Source organism: Pantoea sp. NPDC088449 (assembly GCF_044753225.1).
Taxonomy (GTDB): Bacteria; Pseudomonadota; Gammaproteobacteria; order Enterobacterales; family Enterobacteriaceae; genus Pantoea; species Pantoea floridensis.
The window spans coordinates 1,124,119-1,147,321 of the sequence record NZ_JBIVMT010000001.1; the positions used below are offsets into that span (position 1 = coordinate 1,124,119).

General features: G+C 56.9%; 20 protein-coding genes. 5 read left to right on the top strand and 15 right to left on the bottom strand.

The genetic code is table 11. The features are described 5' to 3' along the window. Positions 1-11: 11 nt before the first annotated feature. On the top strand, positions 12-2,063 hold the full coding sequence (gene dcp / locus ACIP6T_RS05375) for a peptidyl-dipeptidase Dcp (protein WP_400455786.1): 2,052 nt from the start codon (positions 12-14) through the stop codon (positions 2,061-2,063). Between the two features lie 37 nt (positions 2,064-2,100). On the opposite strand, the gene hpxO is transcribed toward dcp, so the two are convergent. Next, positions 2,101-3,258 (bottom strand): FAD-dependent urate hydroxylase HpxO, encoded by a 1,158-nt coding sequence (gene hpxO, locus ACIP6T_RS05380; RefSeq protein WP_400455788.1) that lies wholly within the window; start codon positions 3,256-3,258, stop codon positions 2,101-2,103. Positions 3,259-3,505: 247 nt separating this feature from the next. Here hpxO and ACIP6T_RS05385 point away from each other — a divergent pair, with 247 nt between their 5' ends. Together ACIP6T_RS05385 and ACIP6T_RS05390 are read left to right on the top strand one after the other, a co-directional pair. Further along, positions 3,506-3,745: a hypothetical protein gene (locus ACIP6T_RS05385; protein ID WP_097097355.1), complete on the top strand. Its 240-nt coding sequence runs from the start codon at positions 3,506-3,508 to the stop codon at positions 3,743-3,745. A 75-nt stretch (positions 3,746-3,820) separates the two neighbouring features. After that, complete coding sequence (locus tag ACIP6T_RS05390; RefSeq protein WP_400455791.1) at positions 3,821-5,083, top strand: phosphatase PAP2 family protein; 1,263 nt, start codon at positions 3,821-3,823, stop codon at positions 5,081-5,083. Positions 5,084-5,112: 29 nt separating this feature from the next. Here ACIP6T_RS05390 and ACIP6T_RS05395 read toward each other — a convergent pair whose 3' ends face one another. The 10 genes from ACIP6T_RS05395 to ACIP6T_RS05440 all read right to left on the bottom strand — a co-directional run bounded on the left by ACIP6T_RS05395 (position 5,113) and on the right by ACIP6T_RS05440 (position 15,251). Beyond that, complete coding sequence (locus ACIP6T_RS05395; RefSeq protein WP_400455794.1) at positions 5,113-5,613, bottom strand: RES family NAD+ phosphorylase; 501 nt, start codon at positions 5,611-5,613, stop codon at positions 5,113-5,115. After that, complete coding sequence (locus tag ACIP6T_RS05400) at positions 5,613-6,095, bottom strand: antitoxin Xre/MbcA/ParS toxin-binding domain-containing protein (RefSeq protein ID WP_345829766.1); 483 nt, start codon at positions 6,093-6,095, stop codon at positions 5,613-5,615. Before ACIP6T_RS05400 ends, ACIP6T_RS05395 begins: the two co-directional genes overlap by 1 nt. Positions 6,096-6,198: 103 nt before the next feature. Continuing rightward, positions 6,199-6,528, bottom strand: a complete 330-nt coding sequence (locus tag ACIP6T_RS05405) for a DHCW motif cupin fold protein (RefSeq protein WP_097097351.1) — start codon at positions 6,526-6,528, stop codon at positions 6,199-6,201. 65 nt (positions 6,529-6,593) lie between these two features. Further along, positions 6,594-8,078 carry an FGGY-family carbohydrate kinase gene (locus ACIP6T_RS05410; protein ID WP_400455798.1) on the bottom strand — a complete coding sequence of 495 codons (1,485 nt, stop codon included), beginning with the start codon at positions 8,076-8,078 and terminating at the stop codon, positions 6,594-6,596. A gap of 60 nt (positions 8,079-8,138) precedes the next feature. Further along, a complete protein-coding gene (locus ACIP6T_RS05415) occupies positions 8,139-8,978 on the bottom strand; it encodes a class I fructose-bisphosphate aldolase (RefSeq protein ID WP_097097349.1) in 840 nt (279 codons plus the stop codon). Beyond that, a complete protein-coding gene (locus ACIP6T_RS05420) occupies positions 8,962-10,716 on the bottom strand; it encodes a glycerol-3-phosphate dehydrogenase/oxidase (RefSeq protein WP_345829762.1) in 1,755 nt (584 codons plus the stop codon). Before ACIP6T_RS05420 ends, ACIP6T_RS05415 begins: the two co-directional genes overlap by 17 nt. Continuing rightward, positions 10,709-11,698: a sugar-binding transcriptional regulator gene (locus ACIP6T_RS05425; protein ID WP_097097347.1), complete on the bottom strand. Its 990-nt coding sequence runs from the start codon at positions 11,696-11,698 to the stop codon at positions 10,709-10,711. The genes ACIP6T_RS05420 and ACIP6T_RS05425 overlap by 8 nt, the downstream gene beginning before the upstream one ends. A 13-nt stretch (positions 11,699-11,711) precedes the next feature. Then, positions 11,712-12,707 (bottom strand): ABC transporter permease, encoded by a 996-nt coding sequence (locus tag ACIP6T_RS05430; RefSeq protein ID WP_097097346.1) that lies wholly within the window; start codon positions 12,705-12,707, stop codon positions 11,712-11,714. Beyond that, positions 12,704-14,212 carry a sugar ABC transporter ATP-binding protein gene (locus tag ACIP6T_RS05435; RefSeq protein WP_400455802.1) on the bottom strand — a complete coding sequence of 503 codons (1,509 nt, stop codon included), beginning with the start codon at positions 14,210-14,212 and terminating at the stop codon, positions 12,704-12,706. Before ACIP6T_RS05435 ends, ACIP6T_RS05430 begins: the two co-directional genes overlap by 4 nt. Before the next feature lie 10 nt (positions 14,213-14,222). Further along, positions 14,223-15,251, bottom strand: a complete 1,029-nt coding sequence (locus ACIP6T_RS05440) for a substrate-binding domain-containing protein (RefSeq protein WP_400455804.1) — start codon at positions 15,249-15,251, stop codon at positions 14,223-14,225. Positions 15,252-15,642: 391 nt separating this feature from the next. On the opposite strand from ACIP6T_RS05440, the gene ACIP6T_RS05445 reads away from it, so the two are divergent. Together ACIP6T_RS05445 and ACIP6T_RS05450 are read left to right on the top strand one after the other, a co-directional pair. Further along, positions 15,643-16,905, top strand: coding sequence for a YbiU family protein (locus ACIP6T_RS05445; RefSeq protein ID WP_400455807.1), 1,263 nt, complete (start codon positions 15,643-15,645; stop codon positions 16,903-16,905). Between the two features lie 42 nt (positions 16,906-16,947). Next, positions 16,948-17,691, top strand: a complete 744-nt coding sequence (locus tag ACIP6T_RS05450) for a DNA-binding transcriptional regulator YciT (protein ID WP_345829755.1) — start codon at positions 16,948-16,950, stop codon at positions 17,689-17,691. Positions 17,692-17,912: 221 nt separating this feature from the next. Here the strand turns inward: ACIP6T_RS05450 and ACIP6T_RS05455 are convergent, their stop codons facing one another. Genes ACIP6T_RS05455 through ACIP6T_RS05470 form a run of 4 tightly spaced genes read right to left on the bottom strand, consistent with a single transcriptional unit; the run spans position 17,913 to position 22,913 of the window. Continuing rightward, complete coding sequence (locus ACIP6T_RS05455) at positions 17,913-18,866, bottom strand: sugar-binding transcriptional regulator (protein WP_400455810.1); 954 nt, start codon at positions 18,864-18,866, stop codon at positions 17,913-17,915. Positions 18,867-18,879: 13 nt separating this feature from the next. Beyond that, complete coding sequence (locus ACIP6T_RS05460) at positions 18,880-19,818, bottom strand: sugar phosphate isomerase/epimerase (protein WP_097097338.1); 939 nt, start codon at positions 19,816-19,818, stop codon at positions 18,880-18,882. 10 nt (positions 19,819-19,828) lie between these two features. Beyond that, entirely contained in the window at positions 19,829-21,355 is a 1,527-nt protein-coding gene (locus ACIP6T_RS05465; protein WP_400455813.1) for a glycerol-3-phosphate dehydrogenase, read from the bottom strand. A gap of 10 nt (positions 21,356-21,365) precedes the next feature. Next, complete coding sequence (locus ACIP6T_RS05470) at positions 21,366-22,913, bottom strand: FGGY-family carbohydrate kinase (RefSeq protein WP_400455815.1); 1,548 nt, start codon at positions 22,911-22,913, stop codon at positions 21,366-21,368. Positions 22,914-23,203 lie beyond the last annotated feature (290 nt).

Genomic DNA, 23,203 nt, shown 5'->3' on the forward strand with positions numbered 1-23,203 from the left:
CAGGAGCGATAATGACTTCACGAGCCAATCCGTTTTTCACCGCCAGCCGTTTGCCGTATCAAACGCCACCCTTTGATCAGATTCAGGAAGACGATTTTCTGCCTGCGCTAGAAGCGGGCATTGCAGAAAAACGCCGCGAAGTGGCGGCAATCGCCAACAATCCGGATGCGCCAGACTTTGCCAACACCTATGAGGCGCTGGAGCGCAGCGGTCAGCTGTTAAAACGCGTCAATCTGGTGTTTGGCGCGATGACCTCTGCCAATACCAGCGATCGTCTGCAGGAAATCGACGAACAGATTACGCCGCAGCTCACCGCGCTGAACGATGAAATCTGCCTCAACAGCCAGCTGTTTGCCCGCCTCGATAGCGTGTATCAACAGCGCGGTTCGCAGTGTCCGGATGCCGAAGCGATGCGTCTGGTGGAAGTCACCTGGCAGCATTTCCAGCTGGCGGGCGCCAGTCTGAGCGAAGCCGATAAAACCCAACTGCGTGCCTGCAATCAGGAACTGGCGAGCCTCAGCACGCGCTTTGGCAACAAGCTCTTAGCCGCCACCAAAGCGGGCGCCTATGTGGTAAGCGATGTGCGGGCGTTGGCAGGATTAAGTGAAGACGATCTGGCGCACGCCAAAGCCGCCGCCGAAGCGCGCGGTTTACACGGTGAATGGCTGATCGCCCTGCAAAACACCACCCAGCAACCGGCCTTACAATCGCTGGAGGTACGCGCCACGCGTGAAGCGTTGTTCCAGCAGGCACTAACGCGCAGCGAGCAGGGCGATGATAACGACACGCGCGCCATCGTGTTGCGCATGGCGCAGCTACGCGCTCAGCAGGCGAGCTTGCTCGGATTCAAAACCTATGCCGAATGGAGCATGCAGGATCAGATGGCAAAAACGCCAGATGCCGCGTTTGCCTTTATGCGTAACATTGTGCCTGCCGCGCGCGCGCGCGCAGAACGCGAAGCCGCTGATATCCAGCGCGCCATTGAGCAAGCGCACCACCGTTTCCCGCTGCGCGTCTGGGACTGGAATTTCTATGCCGAGCAGGTACGCAAAGATAAATACGCGCTGGACGAGAGCCAAATCCGCCCTTATTTCGAGCTGAACAACGTGCTGGAGAAGGGCGTGTTTTGGTCCGCCAGCCAGCTGTTTGGTATCCGTTTTAGCCAGCGTCACGATCTGCCGGTGTATCATCCGGACGTCAACGTGTATGAGATTTTCGATGCCGACGACATGCCGCTAGCGCTGTTCTACACCGATTTCTTCAAGCGCGATAACAAGAGCGGCGGCGCGTGGATGAGCAATTTTGTCGACCAAAGCACGCTGCTCGGCAGCAAGCCGGTGATCTACAACGTCTGCAACTACACTAAGCCGCAGGCTGGCCAGCCGGCGCTGCTGAGCTGGGACGAAGTGATTACGCTGTTCCATGAATTTGGTCACGCGCTGCACGGTTTATTTGCGAACCAGCGTTATCCGAGCCTGTCCGGCACCGCCACGCCGCGCGATTTTGTCGAGTTCCCGTCGCAGATCAACGAGCATTGGGCCAGCAACGAAGCGGTGTTTGCTAACTATGCGCGTCACTACCAAAGCGGCGAGGCGATGCCTGGCGAATTGCGTGACAAGATGGTGCGTGCCGCGAAGTTCAACAAAGGCTATGACATGACCGAGCTGCTGGCCGCGGCGCTGCTGGATTTGCAGTGGCATTCGCTCACGACCCAAGATAATCCGCAGGACGTGAGTCACTTTGAACTTCAAGCGCTGGCGGCGGAAAACATCGCGCTGGCGGCGGTTCCGCCGCGTTATCGTTCCAGCTATTTCCGTCACATTTGGGGCGGCGGTTATGCGGCCGGTTATTACGCCTATATCTGGACGCAGATGCTGGCCGATGATGGCTATCAGGCCTTTGTTGAACGAGGTGGATTAACACGCGAAAACGGCCAGCAGTTCCGCGACCATATTCTGTCGCGCGGCAACAGCACCGACCTGCAGCATCTGTGGCTGGCCTGGCGCGGCAGAGAGCCGGAGATCGGCCCGATGCTGAAAAACCGTGGTCTGGAGGACGCGTAACGATTGTTTGTAGGGTCGCCATTCATGGCGACCCGGTTCACCCGAACGGCCCGCCTTCAATGGTTTCGATCATTCCGGCCAGCACGCGCTCGCCGGTTTCGTTTTTCAAATCCGCGTACCACGCCGCGGTCACTTCAGTATCTTTCGCATGCGTCACATCGCAGCGCTTGCGCGCCTTAAGGACCAGATCTTTGGTGCGATCCACGCGCCGTGCTTCGTAGCGTAGCAGCGCATCCTCAATCCCCAGCGAATGCGCTGCCAGCGTCTGCGCCAGCACCACCGCATCTTCCATTGCCGCGCAGCCACCTTGCCCGATATCCGGCGTGGTGCTGTGCGCTGCATCGCCCAGCAAGGCCACGCGACCTTTGACGAAACGGCTGAAGGGTTCGATATCGTGAATTTCTACCCGATTAGTGGTTTGTGGATTGAGGCTTTCAATCAAGCGTTGCACCGGATCGGCCCAGCCGCTGAAGTAGCCTTTAAGATCGTTTTTCAGCGTGGAACGATCTTCCGGTAAGCCTTTCGGCAGGGGGACATCGAAGAAAAAGTAGAAGCGATTGCCGCTAACCGGCATCAGCGACACGCGTTTACCTTCCCCAACAAAAGTGGTCCACTGATCGGCAGGCGCGATGGTTTCATCAATGGTCACCAGACCGTTCCAGTTAACGTAGCCGGCATAACGCCGCTCCACGCTCTCGCCCAACACATAGTGACGGATCACTGAATGCGCACCGTCAGCGGCAATCAGGAAATCGCCCTCGGCCTGGCTGCCATCATCAAACCAGGCGGTGACGCCTTGCTCGGTTTGCTCAACCTGGGTCACGCGCTTGCCGAAGCTGATACGCGAACGACCGTAGGTGTCGATTAGCATTGCCTGTAATTCGGCGCGTGCCACCGGGTAAGGATATTCACCAACCTGTTGCACCAGCGGCGTCATGCTGAAGCGGGTGAGCGTATGGCCGCTGTGCGCATCGTTGTAAGCCATATACGCCATGTTGCCGCCCAGTACGCGCAGCGACGCTTTCATGCCTAATGCATTGAGGCATTTAACGCCGTTTGGCCAGATAGAGATTGCCGCACCCACCGGCTTCATCTCTTTCACTGCTTCAAACACCGTTGTATCAAAACCCGCTTTCTCCAGCGCAATAGCGGCACTCATCCCACCAATGCCCGCACCAATGACAATCGCTTTCATATTTATCTCCTTTGCTATGCCTTAGAGATTGCAACTTTTGTACCAGTTATGTTTATGGAGAAAATTATCGATATCATTTTGATTTATAAATGATAATTTAGTTTTATCTCGGCGTGCTGCACGGTAAGGGAACGGCCTGGTGCACCTTATCAGGGCAAGCTGCGCATTTTTGTGAATCAAAGGTTTCAGCATGGTAATTGGCCTGGGAACAGCCATACTGATAGAACCTTTCTGCGAGGACTTACTCATGAAGTGGATAATGGCTTTTACGCTGCTATTCAGCGCTAGCGTGCTGGCGCAACCGCAATGGCAGCCGGAGAGAAAAGCGCCGGTAGTGCAGCTAACGCCAATTGCCGCGAAGTGCGATGTGTCGGCGTGTCAGCAAAACTGCTACGTGCAGCAATCGCAGTGCAAGAACGACAATGGAGGCGGCTGCGGCTCGCTGGCACAAATTTGCGTACAAAACTGTTCCAGTCAGTGTCGTTAAGTGAAATAAATCTGTCACAACAGGGTGCTAGCGTGTTTCCCCGGCAAGGTAATATTTTGATAACAGGGGAAAATAATGAAAACCCGCTTCACACTGATTGCAACGGTACTACTGCTGGCACAGCAGGCGTATGCGGTTTCACTGCCCGACGCTGCTGCGCTGGCCGATCTAACGTCTACCGGTTCCACGCCCGGCTACTCCCAACTTGAACAGCAATCACTGCAGGCTGAACGGCAGGCGCTGCAAGGCAACGCCAGTGCCTTAACGCGTGAACAGCTGGAAAAGGCCAGGCAGACAGCGAAACAGGCCGACACGCAGTGGCTAAAAAACAGCGGTTACGACTTCAAAAGCAAAGAGAATCAGCAGGCGGGCATAGCGTTGCTTTCCGGCTTTAGCGCACTGCCCAGCAGCGTACTGGATGCCAGCCGCGCCACCGTCAGCAGCATCAACCTGAACGCCACGCAAAACGTCCGTCATCAGGCTCTGGCCGATGCGGAAGCGATTAGCTATCTCTATTTCCTCTCCGATGCGCTCGGTCCGCGCCTTGGCAAAGCGTTCCTCACGGCTTACGACAAAGGTGAAATCGGCAAAGCGGCTGCCCTGATTAAAGCTAGCGAAGTCAGCACCAGCGCGGCGAAGAAACACTTTAATTACCCACGACCTTTTCTACATGAGGGCAACAGCATTCATCTGGTGCCAGACGATGTGGTAGTGAAAGACAATGTACGTTATACCGCCGACGGCGGCTCCTTCCCAAGTGGCCACACCAATACCGGTTACACCGACGCCTTGTTGTTGGCCGAAATGGTACCGGAGCGTTTTGAAGCGCTGGTGACGCGAGGAGCGCGGTACGGTTATTCGCGTGTGGTGTTAGGCGTGCATTATCCGTTGGATGTGATGGGTTCTCGCATGGTGGCGCAGCGTAACGTGGCACATTACCTCAACGATGCGCGTTATCAGGCGCTGTTCAGTGAAGCGCGCGATCAGCTGCGAGCCGCATTGGAGAAAGAGTGTGGTACTACGCTTGCAGAGTGTGCACGCAGTGAGGGCAAAAACGATCCGTACCGCTCGCCAGCTATGCTGCCGTTCTATCGCTTCACCATGAGTTATAACCTGCCGAAAGCCGCGGTAAAAAATACGCCGGTTAAGGTGCCGCAGGGCGCGGAGATCTTGTTGAAGGCGGCGCTGCCGCAGCTTTCTGATGCGCAGATTCGCGGCCTGATGGTGAAAAGTGCATTACCTAACGGTTATCCGTTGTCGGGTAATAACGCCGAGCAGTCGTTCTGGCAACGTCTGGATTTAACGGCGGCATATGCGTTGGCCAGACCGCAGCGCTAATATGTTGATCGCCATTCCTGCGCGCGGCATCACTCCTTAATCCGCCGGTCAAGCGTGAAGGGCGCTGAAGCGGCCTGGGCGAAAAGGGCGGCAGCGGCGGGATGATCGGGATGCAAAATGGCATTGTCTTCACCGGTCAGAATGCTCGGCACCGTCAGCAGCAAAGGCAATTCACTCTCCAGATTGAGAAAGGCCGCGCCAATCGCCTGCGTCTCTTCCTGCTGCTGATATTTATGCCAGTCGCTGGGCAGCTTGCTGCTGTCCAGCGCCATAATTTCGCTTTCTGGAACCGGCACGGTAAAGATCACAAAGCGACTTTTCTCCAGCATGGCTTTACCCGTATGCACCACCAGTTCCAGCGTGGCGAGCGCCTTTGAGCTGCTGAGATAAACCGTTTTAATACCGGGCGGATTCCAGCGACCGCCCCATTTTTCTGCGCCAGCGCCGCTAAAGGCATCGCTGGCGTACTCTTCTTTCACTAAACGATAAAACAGGCGGTAGGGAGCATCCGGTTCCTTCCGTTGCGTCATTACACAATTACTCCGTGTTCCAGACGGCCAATCAGCGTTAACACCGCATCACAGCCCGCGGGCGTGCTCAGCATCTCCATGGGCACTGCATCATCCAGTGCTAACGCAGGTTGATACATCCAGTGCATCGCGGCGTCAACGTCACCACCAAATAATTGCAGCACGGCATCCAGAATTTCGAAGACCTGATAAACACGTGCGCCTTGCTCCACGGATAGCTGTGAACCGGCTTTCTCGCGACGACGATAGGTATTGCGATCGATTGAGACCATTTGCGCGACGTCCAGCGGTGTCGCTTTGAGCACCGTAGCAGCGCGCTCAACGATGCCAACGTCCAATCCTTCGGTGATCAGCTGGTGCGCTTTGAGCGGATTACGCGGCAATCCCATTTGGTCCATGAAGGATTTATGCGCATGCTGCATCAGCGTAGGATCGAAGACGCGTGCGGCATTGCCATGATTGAATGGGGATGCAGTTGTCATAACAACCTCCTGTGTAATGTTCATTTGAACATTTTGATAGTTCAAGTGTACAACACTACGCAGAGGTTGTCATTTTTTGTCCGTGCGTAAAAACAAATGGCGTTTAATCAACAATAAATAACGTTGCGCCCAGCGTTGTTGAGGAGCGATGTGCTTCCGCATTGTCCGCAACCTGGTAACTGACGCCAGCGGTTAAGGTGAAGGTGCGTCCATCATCCAGCTCGGTCACCATTTCACCTTGCAGGCACAGCAAAATATGTCCTTTACTGCACCAGTGATCTGCCAGATACCCCGCTGAATACTCCACCATGCGAACGCGAATATCACCGAAGCGCTGGGTGCGCCACAGCGCAAAACCCTGTTCGCCGGGATGCGTTTCAGGCGCGATGTGGTCCCATGTAGTGATGCCAAAAGGAAGCTGATTGATTTGCATGCGGATACCCTGATGAGGTTGAGGCATCCATGATTAGCAGCCAGCGGGCCCATTAGCCAGTAAAATCAACTGGCTTCCTGCCACATCTCGCGCATCGCCAGTTCGAGTTTTTTAAACACCCGGTAACGCGAGTCATGGAACGCAAAACGCTCCGCACGCGGCAGCAGTTCGCCTGGATTGATCTGCACCGCCTGCTGCACCGCCTCGGAGAGGTTACGCCACGCGCCAACGCCCACACCGGCACACAATGCCGCGCCTAGCGCACCGGTCTCTTTACACTCGGCCACGCGAATAGGAATGCCTAATACATCAGCAAACATCTGCGGCCAGATGCAGCTGCGCGCTGCGCCGCCGGACAAAATCGCCTGGGTAAAGGGAATACCGGCCGCGCGTAACCGATCGATATGCGCGCGATGCGCGAAGGTCACGCCTTCAAATAGCGCAAACAGCATATCGGCACGCGTGTGCCAGCCGCCAAGACCGTAAAATCCGGCTTTCGCCGGTTCCGATTTGCGCCCGGAGTAGAGATAAGGATGATAGAGCGGCAGCTGTGCATTAGGTTGTACATGGGCTACCGTGTCGCTGCTGCGCGCCGCGCCCTGGCCGCCGCGGCCATCGTCAAATTCGCGCAGGAACCAGTCGAGGTTAGCCGCCGAGGTGGCGCTGGCTTCAATCGCCATATAGCGATTGGTTTCGATGATCGAGTTCATAAACACCGGGCGCAGATAATCAGGTTTATCCACCACCACTTGATTGATGCTCCAGGTCCCCGCGACAATCGAGGCTTCGCCGCTGTTAACCACGCCGGAACCAATGGCACTGGCCACCACATCAAAAATCCCGGCAACCACCGGAATGCCCGCCGGTAAGCCGGTGAGCTGAGCCGCTCGTGGGGTAACATGGCCGACCACCTCGCAGGATTCCCGCAGTACGGGTAACAGGGCGAGGGCGTCTTCAATGCCGTACAGCGCCAGTAACTCCTGGCTGTAACCCCGCTGCCGATAATCAATCAGGCCGGCACCGGCGGCATCCGAATAATCTGCGCTGATGGCGCCACTGAGAAAATGGGCGATAACGTCTTTGGCGCAGAGTAAATGTCCCACCTGCGCCCAGCGTTCGGGCTGGTGCTGCTTAATCCAGTTGATTAACACCGGCGTCGCCGCAGGCCAGGGCTTTTGCAGTGAAATTTGGTAAATGCGCCGATCCGCGCCGCTCGCCTCCAGCGCCTGCACCGTTTCACTGGCGCGATGATCGATGGATTGAATGCCAAACAGCGGCTGCTGCTGTTTATCCAGTGCGTACAAGCCGTTGCCGTGGCCGGCCGCGCCCACCGCAATCACATCACTCGCCGGCGTGCCCGCCTGGTGCAAACAGCGGCTTACGGCATCGCTGACGCCGTGCCAAATATCCGCCACCGGCCGTTCGGCGTAACCTTCCTGCGGGCGCTGGGTTTCTCCTGCGCACTCGGCCACCGACAATACGCGACCGCAGAGATCAAACAGCACCGCTTTGATCATGGTGTTTCCGGCATCAATACCCACTATCTTCATATCCGACTCCGTTCTACAAGCGAAGACGGCGCACCGCTTAAGCGCCGGTGCAGGTAAGGCTTAACCCTGCTGATAAATTTCCAATGCGTCGGGGCCGCTGGCGCCCTGATGAATAATCGCCATCAGCGCTTTCACCACGCGAGAAGGGTTGTCATGCTGATAAACGTTGCGGCCATACACCATGCCGCTAGCCCCCTGCGCCATTAGCGCGGCGCTTTTTGCGAGCACGCCCGCCAGCTCGCCTTTGCCGCCACCGCGTACCAGCGTGGGGCAGCGCGCCGCTTCGACCACGCGATGAAAATCTTCCACGTGCTCGGTGGGATCGGCTTTGATGATATCTGCACCTAACTCACGCGCCAGCCGCACCAGCGGCACAATCTTCTCCACATCGCCAAGGGATCCATACGCCGCGCCTTGCCCGGCGGGCGCCATCACCAGCGGTTCAATCATCAGCGGCATGCCATAGCGATCGCACGCCTGGCGCAGACGACCAATATTCTCGACACACATGCGGAAAATGCCCGGCTCATCGGGGATCAGATAGAGATTCACCACCACCGCAGCGGCGTCCAGCTGCAGCGCGGCGAGAATCGGTTCATCGGGATTGTGCAGCACCGCCCACATTTCACGATGGCGCGCGGCGTTGTAGGCGTTGCCGACATCGGTGCGCATTACCAGCGCCGGTTTGCGCCCGGCGACGCGCTGTAGCAGATCGGCCTGACCGTAATTCACCTGAATCGCATCCGGCTGCGCGGTAATCAGGTTATCCATTACCGCTGCGATGTTCTCCAGCCCAATGAGAAAATCCGGCTCGTTGGCGATGCCGTGATCGATCGCCACATCCAGACATTTACCGTGCTGGAACAGGCGATGCATGCGCACTTTATTGGTTACTAACATGTCGTGTTTCCTCCTGAAAAACCGTGGGATAAAGACCGGTGAGGCCGTGTAAACGCGCCAGATTGTCACAGCCACGTTGCAGCTGCTGCGCGCGTTCGGTGTCGCTCCAGCCCAGCGTGGTCGCCATGATCTGGGCAATCTCCTGCACCAGCGGCGCGGTCAGTTCACCGCAGATCGCCAGTGAGGTGCGGCGCACCAGCAGATCTTCCAGCTGGCACACCTGTTCATGCTCAATCAGATAGCGTAGTTCGATATCGCTGTACGCCGCGTGATGCTGCAGCGGGTGTTCGCCTTGCTGCTGAATCAGCGCCAGCAGCGGCACGGCGCGGCTGCCATAACGTTTTGCCAGCTGCATTACGCGCGGCAGCGGCGCAGCATAACGCTGCGCCAGCTGCGCCAGCCACGCGGTTTGCCCTGAAGGCGGAGGGAAATCGCGTCCGCCGCCAATCGGCACATCGCCGCTGGAAAGATGGCGTTTTTCGCCGAGCAGGCGCAGCACGCGATCGGCTGCCTCTTCACCAAACTGACGAAATGTGGTCCATTTGCCGCCGACTAAACACAGTGTGCTCCACGCCCGATTGGCATCGGGTGGCAGCATCACCAATGAGTGGTTACGTGAAATCTGGCCGTTGAGTTTGGCATCGCTGGCCGGCAGCGGACGCACGCCGCAGAAGGTATAGACGATAGCGGCATCGGGCACGTCGATGTGGGGAAAGACGAAGCGCAGGGATTCCAGGATATACACTTTTTCATCCTCTTCGCACACCACCGCATCGGGATCGTCAACGCGAATATCGGTGGAACCCACCAGCACCTTGCCGAACCACGGGAACATGATGCAGACGCGGCCTTCCTGATTTTCGAAGTAGACCATTTCGCCATCCAGCATATGCAGCAGTTCGGGATGATTGAGGATCAGATGCGATCCTTTGGTACCGCCAATCATTTTTGGCAGGTCGTCGCGAGAAGAGATGCGCTGGTTGAGCTGGTCGATCCACGCCCCTCCGGCATTCACCAGCACGTGCGGTTGCAGGCTAAAGCGCTCGCCACTTAACGCATCCTGCAGAATAACGGTTTCGCCCTCGGCGCTCACCAGCTGCAGATAGTTGAGCGCCAGCGCTTCCGGACACGCCTGTTGCGCGTCGTCTATGAGTTCAAACCCCAGCCGTTCCGGCGCGCTGATCCACGCATCATAGTAGCTGGCGCTGTACTTCACCCAGGGCGCAAATCCCGGCCAGCGATCGCGCGTGGCCGCTTCACTGCGCACCTGATGCTTCGGCATTGAGCCATACTGGCGGGTGTAGATATCGTAGAGGCTGAGGCCGGTTTTAATCAGCAGCGCGCCGCGCCGCGTGGGCTTATCGCTCAGGCGTAGAAAGCGCCGCGTCGCATTGACCAGCCCGCCAGCGAGATTGTCGATTGGCACCGTCGTACGTAAAGGGAATACATAATGCGAGGCATTTTTTAACAGGCGATCGCGCTCGGTGACCGACTCTTTCACTAACGTAAACTCACCGGTTTCCAGATATCGCAATCCACCGTGGATCATGCGCGAGAGCGCGCCGCTGGCGGCCTGGCACCAGTCGCCTTTCTCCACCAGAATCGCCGGAATACCTTGCAAGGCCAGTTCACGAAAGGTGCTGATGCCGTTGATGCCACCGCCGACGATCAACACCGGGGTGGACGAGCGCTGGCGTAAGAGGTTCAGGCGCTGCTCGCGCGTTTGAATATTATCCATGAGTGACTCCTCGGCTCAGGTCCAGTTCCAGTACGCCTGCCGCAGTGGATTCATCCGTGACCATGCTTTTCAGCCACTGACCATGCAGCGCGCAGCGGATGGGATCCACTTTGTCCCGTCCGGCGACTACCGCCATTGAGAATGGAATACGCTGCAGCTCGGGCAAGGTAAGTGCGACCAGCCGACGGTTGGCGTCAAACGGCGCAGGCTGACCGCGAGCATCCAGCAGCCAGGCTAGCAGTTCACTGCGCGCGCCGCTGGTTTCAATACTCGCCGAGGCATGACGCGCCGCCAGGTTGAGGTCATAGTAGCTGGAGCTGTCGCTATGAATCGATCCAAGGCCAACCACGGCCAACGTGGCGTTGCGTGCTTTATCCAGCACATTCTCGACGGCGCTGATGCCCATCAGCATGTCGCGTTCTTCGGCGGAATCGGTAAACAGCGGGGCATGGATCTGCCAGGCGTGTCCGCCGAGGCGCGCCGCCATTTCCGATGCTACGTGATTAACATCGGTGTAATGCTTGCCTTGTACGCAGCCCAGGGCGGGCACCACCTGCACATCGTATTTACGCGTGGGCTGTAAGGCATCAACCAACGCGCTAACGCCTTTCCCGCCGGTGATGGCAATCACATCGCCATCTTTGAGGCGCGAGAGCAGATATTCTGCCGCCGCAGCGCCAACCATTTGCAGGCTCTGATCCTCGCTGCGCGCCACATTCGGTGCGACCACCACCTGTTGCAGCTGGCCGAGAGCGGCCAGATCGCTCTCCAGCTGGTGCGCTGACAGCCACGGCGATTTGATGGTGATCTCCACCATGCCGCTCTCTTTACCCTGGCGAATCAGCCGATTGACGCTAGCCACAGACAGGCCAGTCTCAACCGCAATATCCGACTGCTTTTTGCCGTCGAGGTAATACATCACCAGTACCTGGTAAATCTGACGTGCGCTGTGAAACGCGGGATGTTCGCTAGTGAATTCCATGGGCGATAATTCCTTATGCAGCTCGGTATTTATTCAGCAAATGGTCAATAGACACCGCGGCCAGCAGGATCAAGCCTTTAATCAACTCCTGCCAGTAAACGGAGACGTTAATCAAAATCAGCGAGCTGGTAACAATCGACAACAGCGCCACACCGAGCACCGCGCCAAGAATCGAACCGGTGCCGCCTTTCAGACTCGCACCGCCAATCACCGCCGCCGCAATCACATTCAGCTCCATACCCACGCCAAACGTCGGGGTAGCAGAGCCGAGACGCGCCATGTAGATAATGCCCGCCAGCCCAGCCAGCGTTGAGGTCAGCACCGTGACCCACAGTTTGATGCGATTGATGTTAATGCCGGAGTAGGCGGCGGCACGTTCGTTGCTGCCGGTATAAAACACTTTGCGGAACAGGGTTGCTTTACGCAGCAGCACGTCGAACAGCGCCACCAGGACAAAAAACAGCACAATGACAAAGGGAATGCCCCAGATAGCGCCCTGGCCGATAAACTTGAAATTCACCGGCAGAGTAAACAGCGACAGCGGTGTGCCCTGGGTGACGATCATGCACAGGCCGCGCACAATCACCATCGCTGCCAGCGAGGCGATAAAATGGCTGAGGCCGATTTTGGTTACCGTTAGTCCCATGAGTAAGCCCACCAACGCCGCCGCGCCAATGCCTGCCAAACTCGCCAGCCAGGGATCCATGCCGCTGAGGAACAGCTGTCCGGCCACCACCATGGAGAGACAAACCACCGCGCCAACTGAAAGATCGATACCGCCGACAATCAGTAAAATGGTCATGCCGATCACCACGATGCCTTCAATCGAAAACGACAGCAGCATCGCCTTCATGTTGGCCCAGGTGAGGAAGTAGGGCGAGGTAAAGCTCATCACCACGAAGATCAGCGCGATGATCACGATCAGCCCCACTTCGCGCTGTTTGTGTATGCCGCCGAACAGCGACCAGCGCGATTTTTGCAAGGTGGGCAGGGTGGTATTCATGGTCATACGGCCTCCGCTTCAGGATTGATGCCGGCGGCGAGCCGCATCAGATTTTCTTCTGTCATGGCATCACCGGTGACTTCACCGCTAATACGCCCTTCATGAATCACAATGATGCGATCGCACAGGCCAATTAACTCGGGCAACTCCGACGAAATCACCACTAAACCCACGCCGTTTGCCGCCAGTTTGGCGAGAATGCTGTAGATTTCCGCCTTGGCGCTGACGTCCACGCCACGCGTGGGTTCGTCAAGAAAGACAATTTCCGGCTGTACCGACAGCACGCGGGCTAGCGCGACTTTTTGCTGATTGCCGCCCGACAGCGATGACACCGGATCGCTCAATTTGCCATGCTTCAGTTTCACCTGCTGTGCCAGCGCTTCTGCTTGCTGGCGCTCGCGGCCCGGGCTCAGCAGCAGGCGATGATGACTCACGGCGTGGAGATCCAGTGCCGAAATATTCCAGTCGATTGGCATCGAGAGAAACAACCCGGCGTCTTTGCGATCCTCCGATAAATAAACCATGCGCTGTGCAATGCTGGCCGCGTAATTGCGCAGCGTCACCGCCTCGCCTTTAATGCGGATCGCGCCGCGTTTAATCGGCAGTAAACCGCAAATCCCTTGCGCGATTTCACTGCGTCCCGCGCCCATTAAACCGCCGATACCGAGGATTTCACCGGGTCGCAGATCAAAATGAATAGCGTGGAAGTGTTTGCCATCACCGAGATCGCGCACCTGCAACAGCGGCGACACGGCGCTAACCGGGCGTTTATTGGGGTAAAGCTGTGAAAGCTCACGTCCTACCAGGCGCGTAATCACTTCATCGGGCGTCATGCTGCGCAGCGGCGCGCTGTGCACGGTGCGGCCATCACGCAAAATAGTGATGTGCTGACACAGCGCAAAAATTTCCGCCATGCGATGGCTGATATACACCACCGCAATCCCTTGCGCCTGTAGCTGACGCACAATGGTAAACAACGCCTGGGCTTCCGGTTCGGTCAGTGCGGCAGTCGGTTCATCCAGAATCAGCAGGCGACAATCCAGCGTCAGCGCCTTGGCAATCTCCACCAGCTGCTGCTGCGACAGTGAGAGTTCGCCCACCTTGCGGGTCACGGCGATCGGCGCCAAGCGGTTCATCACCGTCTGTGCTTTCTCACGCAGCGCTTTATGTGGCATCAGCACGCCACGCTGGCTGGCGGCGTGCGCCATCCAGATGTTTTCATACACGCTGATATCCGGGCACAGCGCAATTTCCTGATGCACTAAACCTATACCGAGCTGCTGTGCCTCGCGCGGCGAGCGCAGGGTGATAGGCTTGCCATCAAGTAACACCTCACCGCTATCCGGGCGCAGAATGCCATCGATAATATTCATCAACGTCGATTTGCCTGCGCCGTTTTCGCCTGCCAGCGCATGGATTTCACCGGCGCGCAGAGTGAGATCTACGCCCTGTAACGCCCGCACCGCGCCAAAGCTTTTACTGATGCCTCGCAATTCAAGAAGTGCCGTCATGATTGTCACCTTACTCGTTGATGCCTTTGGTACCACGGCGTTTCAGATAGGCATCCCAGCGGAAATCGTCGGCATTGTCTTTTGTCACCACCGCATAGCCGTTATCGAGGATGGGGAAGGCGAAAGGATTGGTGCCGTTGCGTTTGGCATCGTTCATGGGATCGATCAGTTCCGGATGAGCGGCGAGGAATAAGGTCATAAAGCCCATATAACCCTGAATGCCCTGATTCGGATTGATGGCGCCAAACACCTGGCCGCTTTTAATCATATCCAGCACCTTGGCGTTAACATCGACGGTCATCACTTTTACTTTGCCGCCATTTTCCGCCACCGCCTGCGCGGCACCGATCGCCGAGCTGGCTTCCGGCATGAAGATGCCTTTGAGGTTAGGGTTGGCCTGCAGCATCGAGAGCACGGCGTTATACGCCTTTGAAGGATCCTGATTGGTGGCGGCGCGCGCCACCAATTTGCTATCCGGGAAGGCGGCTTTCATTTCGTTGATAAAAGCGGTGACGCGACGATCGTGATTATCCTGCCCCGGGTTTTCCAGTACGGCAAACTCTGCGCCTTTACCCATCGCTTTGCCAAGCTCATCGGCAGCGGCTTTGCCTTCACGGAAGTTGTCCGAGGTGATGTAAGCGACGCGTTTGCTGTTGGGAGAATCGGCGGCGAAGGTCACTACCGGAATGCCCATTTCAGCGGCGCGATTAATCGGTTCAATAAACGGATCGGGATTCATCGGATGAAGAAAGATACCGGCGGGTTTTTGCGCCAGGATTTGCTCAAAGCTGGAGAGCTGTTGGTTAACATCATAGGCTGGCGTGCCGCCGTAAACGGTTTTGCAGCCCAGCTGGTGCGCCGCCTGTTTGAACATTTCATAGACCGGGAACCAGTATTCCACGCCGGTTACCATCACGTTCATATAATAGGTTTCGCCGGGCTTACAGCGAAATTGCGGCGCGTCATCGGCGGCGCTTACGGTGCTGGTGAAACTGGTCGCCAGCAGTAAACTCGCGAGAAGTGCGGTGATTTTTTTCATGTTTTTTCCCCGGAACTGACGCTGAATGTGTATGGCTCAGCCGTGACAACAAAACGCGGAAAAACGAGCCGGGGTTAATCGTGAAAATTATTTCTTATGCATGAAATAATTTTCACAAGGTATAAAAGCTGGCGCGAAAAAGATCAATTTATGGTTAACGAATTGTTTCGTAGTTGTGAGTGCGTTCACTAATTGCACTCTTAGGCTGGGTGCAAGCGGCGTTGATCGTCGTTGGTGTGCTCATGCTTTCATATGAAACCTGTCATCAGCTTTATGTGTGACAAATATCCCAATTATAAGGTTGCGTGATTGTTAATTGTTCTTCATTAGTTATGAATGAAGTGTAATTTATTTCGAATGAAGATTTTAGGCAATCAAATCGGAGCACCTCATGAACACAACCTTCACGTCTTTACAGCAACCTGATGATTTCAAACAGAACGTCCGCCTGATGAAAAAAGCGCTGAGAGAGCAGATTGGCGATGTGGAAGGGCTGTTTGAACAAGTCAGAAGCAAAATCGTTAACGAAATTGCCGCCGCCCGCGCCGAAGAAGCCCAAAACGGATCGGCATGGCCACAAGTCACTCAGCAGGACATCGCTGCCGGACGCATCAGCGAGGCAGTGAAGGATCATATTCGTCGGCGCGGCTGCGTGGTGGTGAAACAAACTTTCGCGCGCGATCAGGCATTGGCGTGGGATGAATCAATGCTCAAGTACCTCGACGACAATGATTTCGATAATGTCTATACAGGGCCAGGCGATAACTTCTTCGGAAATCTTGAGGCCTCACGCCCGGAAATCTATCCGATTTACTGGAGCGATGCGCAAATGTCTGCGCGCCAAAGTGAAGCCATGGCGCAGACGCAGTCCTTCCTCAATCGCCTATGGAAGTTTGAGTCGCGCGGTATGCGCTGGTTTGAGCCGGACGTCAGCATTATCTATCCCGACCGCATTCGCCGCCGTTTACCGGGCACCACCTCAAAAGGGCTCGGCGCGCATACCGATTCCGGCGCGCTGGAGCGGTGGTTGCTGCCGGCTTATCAGCAGGTGTTCAGCAAAATCTTCACCAACCAGTTTGATCAATACGATCCGTGGGATGCGGCGCACCGCACGGAAGTGAATGAATATCAATCTGGCACCACCACCAAGTGCTCGGCATTCCGTACCTTCCAGGGCTGGACGGCACTATCGGATATGCAACTTGGGCAAGGTTTGCTGCATGTGGTGCCGGTGCCGGAAGCGATGGCCTATTTGCTGTTGCGTCCGCTGCTGAATGATGTACCAGAAGATGAGCTGTGCGGCGTCGCGCCGGGCAAGGTGCTGCCGGTATCTGCGCAGTGGCATCCCGAGCTGATTGAGGGTTTATGTTCGATTCCGGCGCTGCAGGCGGGCGATTCGGTGTGGTGGCACTGTGATGTGATCCATTCGGTTGCTCCGGTTGAAAATCAGCAAGGTTGGGGCAATGTGATGTACATTCCTGCCGCGCCGCTGTGTGAGAAAAATGCGGCTTATGCCAGCAACGTCGCGCAGGCGCTGGCCAGCGGTGCGTCGCCGGGCGATTTCCCGCCAGAAGATTACGAAACACACTGGCGCAACCGTTTCACGCTTGAGGCGCTGAATGCCAGCGGTCGCCGCAGTCTGGGATTGGACTAAATTTCTGGTAAGCTTGGCAAAAATCTTTCGGCAGCGGGTGTTATGAACGCACGTCATCAGCAAATTATTCAATTGGTTAGCGAGCGCGGTAGCGTCAGCGTAACTGAACTGGCGCAAACCACCGGCGTTTCGGAAGTGACCGTGCGTCAGGATCTCAATCTATTGGAGAAAGGCGGCTTTTTGCGCCGCGTGCACGGCTCTGCCGTGGCGCCAGAGAGCGATGACATTGGTGCGCGCATGCAAACCCGCTTTGCCGTGAAAAAACGGCTGGCGGAATATGCGGCGTCGTTGGTGAACAGCGGGGAAACGGTGTTTATCGAAGGGGGTAGCACCAATGCGTTGCTGGCACGCGAACTGAGCGATCGCAGCGATATCACGATCATTACCGTGAGTCATTACATCGCCGGATTGCTGCGCGAAAAGGGCGGCGATGTGATTATCCTCGGCGGTCTTTTTCAAAAAAGCAGCGAATCGGTGGTGGGGCCGCTGACGCGCTTATGCATTCAGCATCTTAATTTTCATAAAGCCTTTATCGGCATTGATGGCTGGGATGCGGTGACCGGTTTTACCAGTCGCGACATGCTGCGCTGTGACGTGGTGAATGCCATTATGGAAAAACCCACCCACACCATCGCGCTGACCGATTCATCGAAGTTTGGCCAGATTCATTCGTTTGCGCTGGCCCCCACACAGCCGTTTCAAACGCTTATCACCGATGACGGACTGGATGCCGCCTATCAAAAGACGCTGCGTGCGCAGGGTGTTGATCTGAATTTAGTCTCGTAGTAGAAGCAGGTACGCATGAATGCGTACCCTACGAAACCTCGCAAAATAAACGTAAGGGCGCCATTGATGGCGTAATGGTTGTCAGTTAACCCTGATGACCGCGAGCACACATTGTAGCGGCGCAATTCATTGCGCGATAAATCGCGCCGCTACGGAAGGTGCGGTGATTTGATACGGCGCTTAACTGATCGGCACTACGCCATCCATGCCGCCCCATCCCGTTAACCTACCAGCGCCTGCGCCGTTACTTCATCGGTAATCAAACCTGTTACCAGCCCGCTGGCCAGCACCGCGCGGATCGCTTCAACTTTGCTGACGCCGCCTGCCAGCGCCACAATCTCTGCGCGATGCGCCAGATCCAGTTCCACCGACAAGGTGCGCGACGTCAGATTGGTGTTAATCATCTGCCCGTTAGCGTCAAAGAAATGCCCGAGTAATTCACCGACCGCGCCCGATGAGGAGATGTCGTTGATCTCTGCTTCATCAATCATACCGGCCTCAACCAGCTGCGCCGCCGGTTCCACCGTGCCAATCCCCACCAGTTTAATTTCGCTCTGCGCCGCCATGGCAAACACCTCACTCACGCCACGCTGCGCCAGCAGGACGTCACGATCTTCCTGGGTATTAGCAAAAAACGGTACCGGCATCATGTAGGCTTGTGCACCGGTTTTCTCCGCGATGCGATGCATAACATCGTGCGGATTCAGCGCGTAGTTACGCGTCAAACAGCCAAGCAGCGAGACAAAACGCATGTGCGGCGCATCGATGCGTGGCAGCTGGTGGATGGCAGCGGAAAGGGTGCGACCATGCCCAAGACCTAGCGTGGTGGAGGGCGATGAAGCCAGGAGATTGCGCAGATAGTCCGCGCCCGCCATACCCAATGCGCGCACCGGTAATCCCTCTTCACCGAGATCGGGCGCGACCTGGCAAAAGTTCAAGCCGAACTTTGCGCGCAGTCGATCTTCTAACGCCACGCAGGCCACGATATCGCCATCAATGGATACCTTTACCGCGCCTTCCGCCACCACGCGCGCAATCATGCGGTGCGTTTTAACCGACGGCAGCCCAAGCCGTTTCGCGACTTCGGCCTGCGTCAAACCGCCAACGTAGTGCAGCCAGGCGGCGCGCAGCGCCAGAGATTCGTCGCGTTCAGTAGAGGTTGGAGCCGGTTTCATGGTTTACGTCCTGTTAGTTAGACAAATGCAGATCCTGCACGCCGGTATCGATATGCCCGGCCCAGAAGGCGACGCTCTCGGCAATCTCATTGACCACGTTGCTATCTGTCGGCTCGCGTTCTTTAAAGCTCAGCTCCAGACAGATCTCATTATCCTGCGCTCCACCACGCGCCAGCGCGTCCAGCAGCGGCTGGGGCTGAATGCGGCCGCCGGCATTGTACTGCAATGTAAACGGTCTGTGGCCGCCTTTATCCAGCATGCTCTGCTTGATGTGGATAATCGGCGAGTAGCGCGGCACCGCTTCCGCCCACGCGTAAGGATCGAAGTCGCGCGGATCGGCAGAGGTAACATCACCGTGATCGATATCCGCCATCATCCACATCGGTACGGCCATTGCTGCCTGGCTCAGCCGCTGCTGCAGGGCTAAACAGGCCGGGATGGTTTCACCGAATTCGCGGCCCACGCTCATCGGTTCCCAGAACAGGTATGTTAACCCGGCGGATTTTGCGTGTTCGGCCACCTCAGCCCAGCAATCAATGGCTATGTCGATTAACGCGGCGCGGCGCGTCGTATCGTTGAAATCTTGCTGGGTAAAAATGGCAAACTGCGAACCCACTGCAGCACCGCCCAGTTCCGCGGTAATGTCGGCAAAGGTTTTGAACCAGTCTACGTAGTAACGGCGTACCGCAACGTCAGGATGGCCAAAATGGTTGAGGCGGCCATAAGGTCCGGTCATACCCGACGTGATGCGCACGCCCGTTGCGCCCAGCGCCTGCTGCATGCGCCGCGTCATGCGGTTGATGGTGGCAGCGGGCCAGCTGGGATTGATAAATTCGTGGGTCAGCTGCACGTCACGAATGCGGATCTGCTGCGCCACGGTGTGAATCAAATCCTGGGGATCGGCAAAGCGATTCACCAGCGGGTTGGTATTGAGTGACAGCGTTAACGGCATGGTTCACCTCTTATCCGGCGTGCGCACGCAGCGGTGCGGGGGCAGCATAGGTGGCGTTGAACCACTGCGTGAAAGCCTGCTGCTGCGCCTCATCGAGATGCAGCTTATGCTTGGTGCGGCGCCAGAGCACATCCTCTGCCTGCTGCGCCCATTCGTATTCCACCAGATAGCGCACCTCAGCTTCATACAGCTGCCCACCGAAATGACGTCCCAGATCGCCCAACGCATTGGCGTGATCGATAAGCTTGTCCATACGTGTGCCGTACAGACGCGCGTAGTGTTTCCGCAGCGGCTGAGGCAGCCACGGCCAGCGTGATTTAACCTGCTCTAAAAACGTCTCGAAATCGGCGTGCGGCATATCGCCGCCCGGTAAGGTGGCGGCGCGCGTCCAGTCGGCACCCATGTTCGGGAAGTAGGGCGCCAGTTTTTGCATGGCGTGCTCAGCGAGCTTACGGAAGGTGGTGATCTTACCGCCAAATACGTGCAGCAGCGGGGCGTTTTGCCGATCGTCGAGGTCGAAAACATAGTCTCGCGTGACGGCAGAGGGATTGCCCTTGCCGTCATCAAACAGCGGACGCACGCCGGAAAAGCGCGTTATCACGTCGCTGGCGCGCAGTTTCACCTTAAAATAGCGATTAACCACATCGATCAAGTATTGCTGCTCGCTATCATCGGCCGTGACCGCTTCCGCTTTGCCTTCCCACGCAATATCGGTGGTGCCGATCAGCGCGTTATCGCCTTCATACGGGTTAATAAAGATCACGCGCTTATCCGTGTTTTGCACCAGATAAGCCTGCTGACCTTCCCAGAATTTCGGCACAATAATGTGCGAGCCTTTTACCAGGCGCACGTTGCGATTGCTTTTGGTGTGCGTCACCTGATTGACGATATCCAGCACCCACGGGCCTGCCGCATTTACCAGCACTTTGGCAAACACAGTGCGTGACGCACCGCTGGCATCCTGCAAGGTGATTTCCCATTTGCCGCTATGGCGCGTGGCTGCCACGCAGCGGGTGCGCGGCAGAATGGTGGCTCCCCGTTCGGCGGCATCCAGCGCATTCAGCGTCACCAGTCGCGCGTCATCGACCCAGCAATCGGAGTATTCGAATCCTTTGTGATAGCTATCCAGCAGCGCCGCGCCCTCAGGATCGCGGCTTAAATCCAGTGAACGGGTGCCCGGTAATTTTTTGCGCCCCCCAAGGTGGTCATAGAGAAACAGCCCCAATCGCACCAGCCACGCCGGGCGATCGCTCGGGCTGTGGGGCAGAACAAAACGCATCGGCCAGATAATGTGCGGTGCCGCGTTAAGCAACACTTCACGCTCGATAAGCGCTTCACGCACCAGACGAAACTCATAATATTCCAGATAGCGCAAACCGCCGTGCACCAGCTTGCCGGAGCGCGATGACGTGCCCTGGGCGAGGTCATCTTTTTCACACATCATCACCGATAACCCGCGTCCGGCGGCGTCGCGCGCAATGCCTGCGCCGTTAATGCCGCCGCCAATCACAAACAGATCCAGCATGTGTTCACTCATGATTTACTCCTTAAAACTGTTTAAGCGCATGCCAGGCGGCAGGAAGATCGTTACGCATCTGTTGATAGGTGGCGAAAAGCGGGGGATAGCGCTGCATCAGATCGGTAGATGGCGCTTCGGGTGCATCCAGCAGCGGCATCACCCAGGTTTTAACGCAGCTCTCCATTGATGGATAAGCACCAATCGCGACCGCCGCCATCATCGCGGCACCGGCTGCACCGGCTTCATCGCGCTGGCTGATACGCACTGGCGCACCAAGGCAGGCGGAGAGAATCTGGCGTAACGGCTGCGAGCGCACGGCCCCGCCGGTTAAACGAATTTCGCCCGGCAGGCTGCCCATCGCCAGATAGCAATCGCGCGCCGCCATGCCGATGCCTTCGATCACCGCACGCACCAAATCGCCAAAATTGTGGGTGTAGCTCAGGCCGGTAAAGCTGGCGCGCGCCTCGGCATTGACAAACGGCCCGCGTTCACCGGCGATGGAGATATAAGGGTGATAGAGCAGGGTGCCGGGCTTCGCGTCGTTGAGCCAGCGATCGATATGGCCGACCAAACGGGCATGATCGATTTCACAACCAAAGCTGCTGAGCAGGTCACTGGCGAGGTTTAACAGCCAGTCGAGATTGAGCGTGGATGCCATATTGGTTTGCACCTGCGTGACATAGCCCGGCCACGGCAGCGGAATAACGTAACCGGTTTGCGCCGGATTCAGCCACACCTCATCAATGGTCACGCTGCGCAGGTGCACGCCGGTTGAGCCAACAATCGAGCAGGCGGTATTGGCTTCTCCGGTATGCACGCCAGCACCCAGCGCGGTCATCGCCATATCGACATAGCCGAGGCAGATAGGCGTGCCAGCCCGCAGACCGGTAGCCTGCGCGGCGTCGGCGGTGAGAGGATGAGTCGTTTGCGTACCCTCAATGATCTCGGGCAGCAGATGGCGACGATGCTCAAGGCCCAGTGCGGCAATTACCCGATCGTCGTAGCGCTGATGGCGGAAGTTGCCGAAGGTAAAACTCGCTTCTGAGGGGTCGGTGGCGCGTATGCCGGTGAGGTTCAGGTAGAGCCAATCTTTGCAGTGCAGCGCGACTTCGCTTTGTGCCAGCAGTTCGGGATAGAACTGGTCCATGTGCGCGAGCTGCGCGCCCTGCTGGCAGGTGTTGAGTCCGGTGCCCGTGGCGTTGAAGCGCTGAGCCGCTAAGGGATGCTGATTGAGTTTTTCTACTGTGGGAGCCGCACGGGCATCCAGCCAGATCCACGCATCGCCGACCGGCTGATTATTCGCCCCCACCAGCCAGCTACCGTCTCCCTGGGCAGTGACGGCCACTGCCACTACGCGCGCGGCCAGATTGTCGACGCGCTCGCCTAATTTACGTATCGCCGTCACCGCATCTTGCCAGGTTTGCGTCATCGATTGCTGCGCCGCGCCGCCTTCACTGCGGTAATAACTATTACGCACTGATGCGCATGCCAGCTGCGTGCCTTCCAGATCAAATGCCACCGCTTTAACCACCGAGGTGCCGGAATCCAGACCCAGAATGATATCGCCACTATCCACGTACACCTCCGAGAGAAGAAGAGTGATCACCCGACGCATTACAGTCGCCCGCTGTGTTAACAGCCTGTGATGATTTTGCTAAATAATGTCTTACACCACTTCTCACTGAGATAACATATCTTCTGTATTATTTTTCTTTAAAACAAATAAATTTCAGTAGGGATAGCGAAGTCGATCACGAAAATGATGCTAAAACCGCGGGAGAAGCGATGAGCAACCTTGGGGTAAATGCTTGTATTGCGCTGTTAATGCGGTTTGTGACGCATTCGACATCAATTAAGCGATCCAGA

What these genes read in the sequence shown, in the direction of transcription:
- dcp (WP_400455786.1), top strand. Translation starts at nt 12, where the DNA reads ATGACTTCACGAGCCAATCCGTTTTTCACCGCCAGCCGTTTGCCGTAT.
- hpxO (WP_400455788.1), bottom strand. Translation starts at nt 3,258, where the DNA reads ATGAAAGCGATTGTCATTGGTGCGGGCATTGGTGGGATGAGTGCCGCT.
- ACIP6T_RS05385 (WP_097097355.1), top strand. Translation starts at nt 3,506, where the DNA reads ATGAAGTGGATAATGGCTTTTACGCTGCTATTCAGCGCTAGCGTGCTG.
- ACIP6T_RS05390 (WP_400455791.1), top strand. Translation starts at nt 3,821, where the DNA reads ATGAAAACCCGCTTCACACTGATTGCAACGGTACTACTGCTGGCACAG.
- ACIP6T_RS05395 (WP_400455794.1), bottom strand. Translation starts at nt 5,613, where the DNA reads ATGACGCAACGGAAGGAACCGGATGCTCCCTACCGCCTGTTTTATCGT.
- ACIP6T_RS05400 (WP_345829766.1), bottom strand. Translation starts at nt 6,095, where the DNA reads ATGACAACTGCATCCCCATTCAATCATGGCAATGCCGCACGCGTCTTC.
- ACIP6T_RS05405 (WP_097097351.1), bottom strand. Translation starts at nt 6,528, where the DNA reads ATGCAAATCAATCAGCTTCCTTTTGGCATCACTACATGGGACCACATC.
- ACIP6T_RS05410 (WP_400455798.1), bottom strand. Translation starts at nt 8,078, where the DNA reads ATGAAGATAGTGGGTATTGATGCCGGAAACACCATGATCAAAGCGGTG.
- ACIP6T_RS05415 (WP_097097349.1), bottom strand. Translation starts at nt 8,978, where the DNA reads ATGTTAGTAACCAATAAAGTGCGCATGCATCGCCTGTTCCAGCACGGT.
- ACIP6T_RS05420 (WP_345829762.1), bottom strand. Translation starts at nt 10,716, where the DNA reads ATGGATAATATTCAAACGCGCGAGCAGCGCCTGAACCTCTTACGCCAG.
- ACIP6T_RS05425 (WP_097097347.1), bottom strand. Translation starts at nt 11,698, where the DNA reads ATGGAATTCACTAGCGAACATCCCGCGTTTCACAGCGCACGTCAGATT.
- ACIP6T_RS05430 (WP_097097346.1), bottom strand. Translation starts at nt 12,707, where the DNA reads ATGACCATGAATACCACCCTGCCCACCTTGCAAAAATCGCGCTGGTCG.
- ACIP6T_RS05435 (WP_400455802.1), bottom strand. Translation starts at nt 14,212, where the DNA reads ATGACGGCACTTCTTGAATTGCGAGGCATCAGTAAAAGCTTTGGCGCG.
- ACIP6T_RS05440 (WP_400455804.1), bottom strand. Translation starts at nt 15,251, where the DNA reads ATGAAAAAAATCACCGCACTTCTCGCGAGTTTACTGCTGGCGACCAGT.
- ACIP6T_RS05445 (WP_400455807.1), top strand. Translation starts at nt 15,643, where the DNA reads ATGAACACAACCTTCACGTCTTTACAGCAACCTGATGATTTCAAACAG.
- ACIP6T_RS05450 (WP_345829755.1), top strand. Translation starts at nt 16,948, where the DNA reads ATGAACGCACGTCATCAGCAAATTATTCAATTGGTTAGCGAGCGCGGT.
- ACIP6T_RS05455 (WP_400455810.1), bottom strand. Translation starts at nt 18,866, where the DNA reads ATGAAACCGGCTCCAACCTCTACTGAACGCGACGAATCTCTGGCGCTG.
- ACIP6T_RS05460 (WP_097097338.1), bottom strand. Translation starts at nt 19,818, where the DNA reads ATGCCGTTAACGCTGTCACTCAATACCAACCCGCTGGTGAATCGCTTT.
- ACIP6T_RS05465 (WP_400455813.1), bottom strand. Translation starts at nt 21,355, where the DNA reads ATGAGTGAACACATGCTGGATCTGTTTGTGATTGGCGGCGGCATTAAC.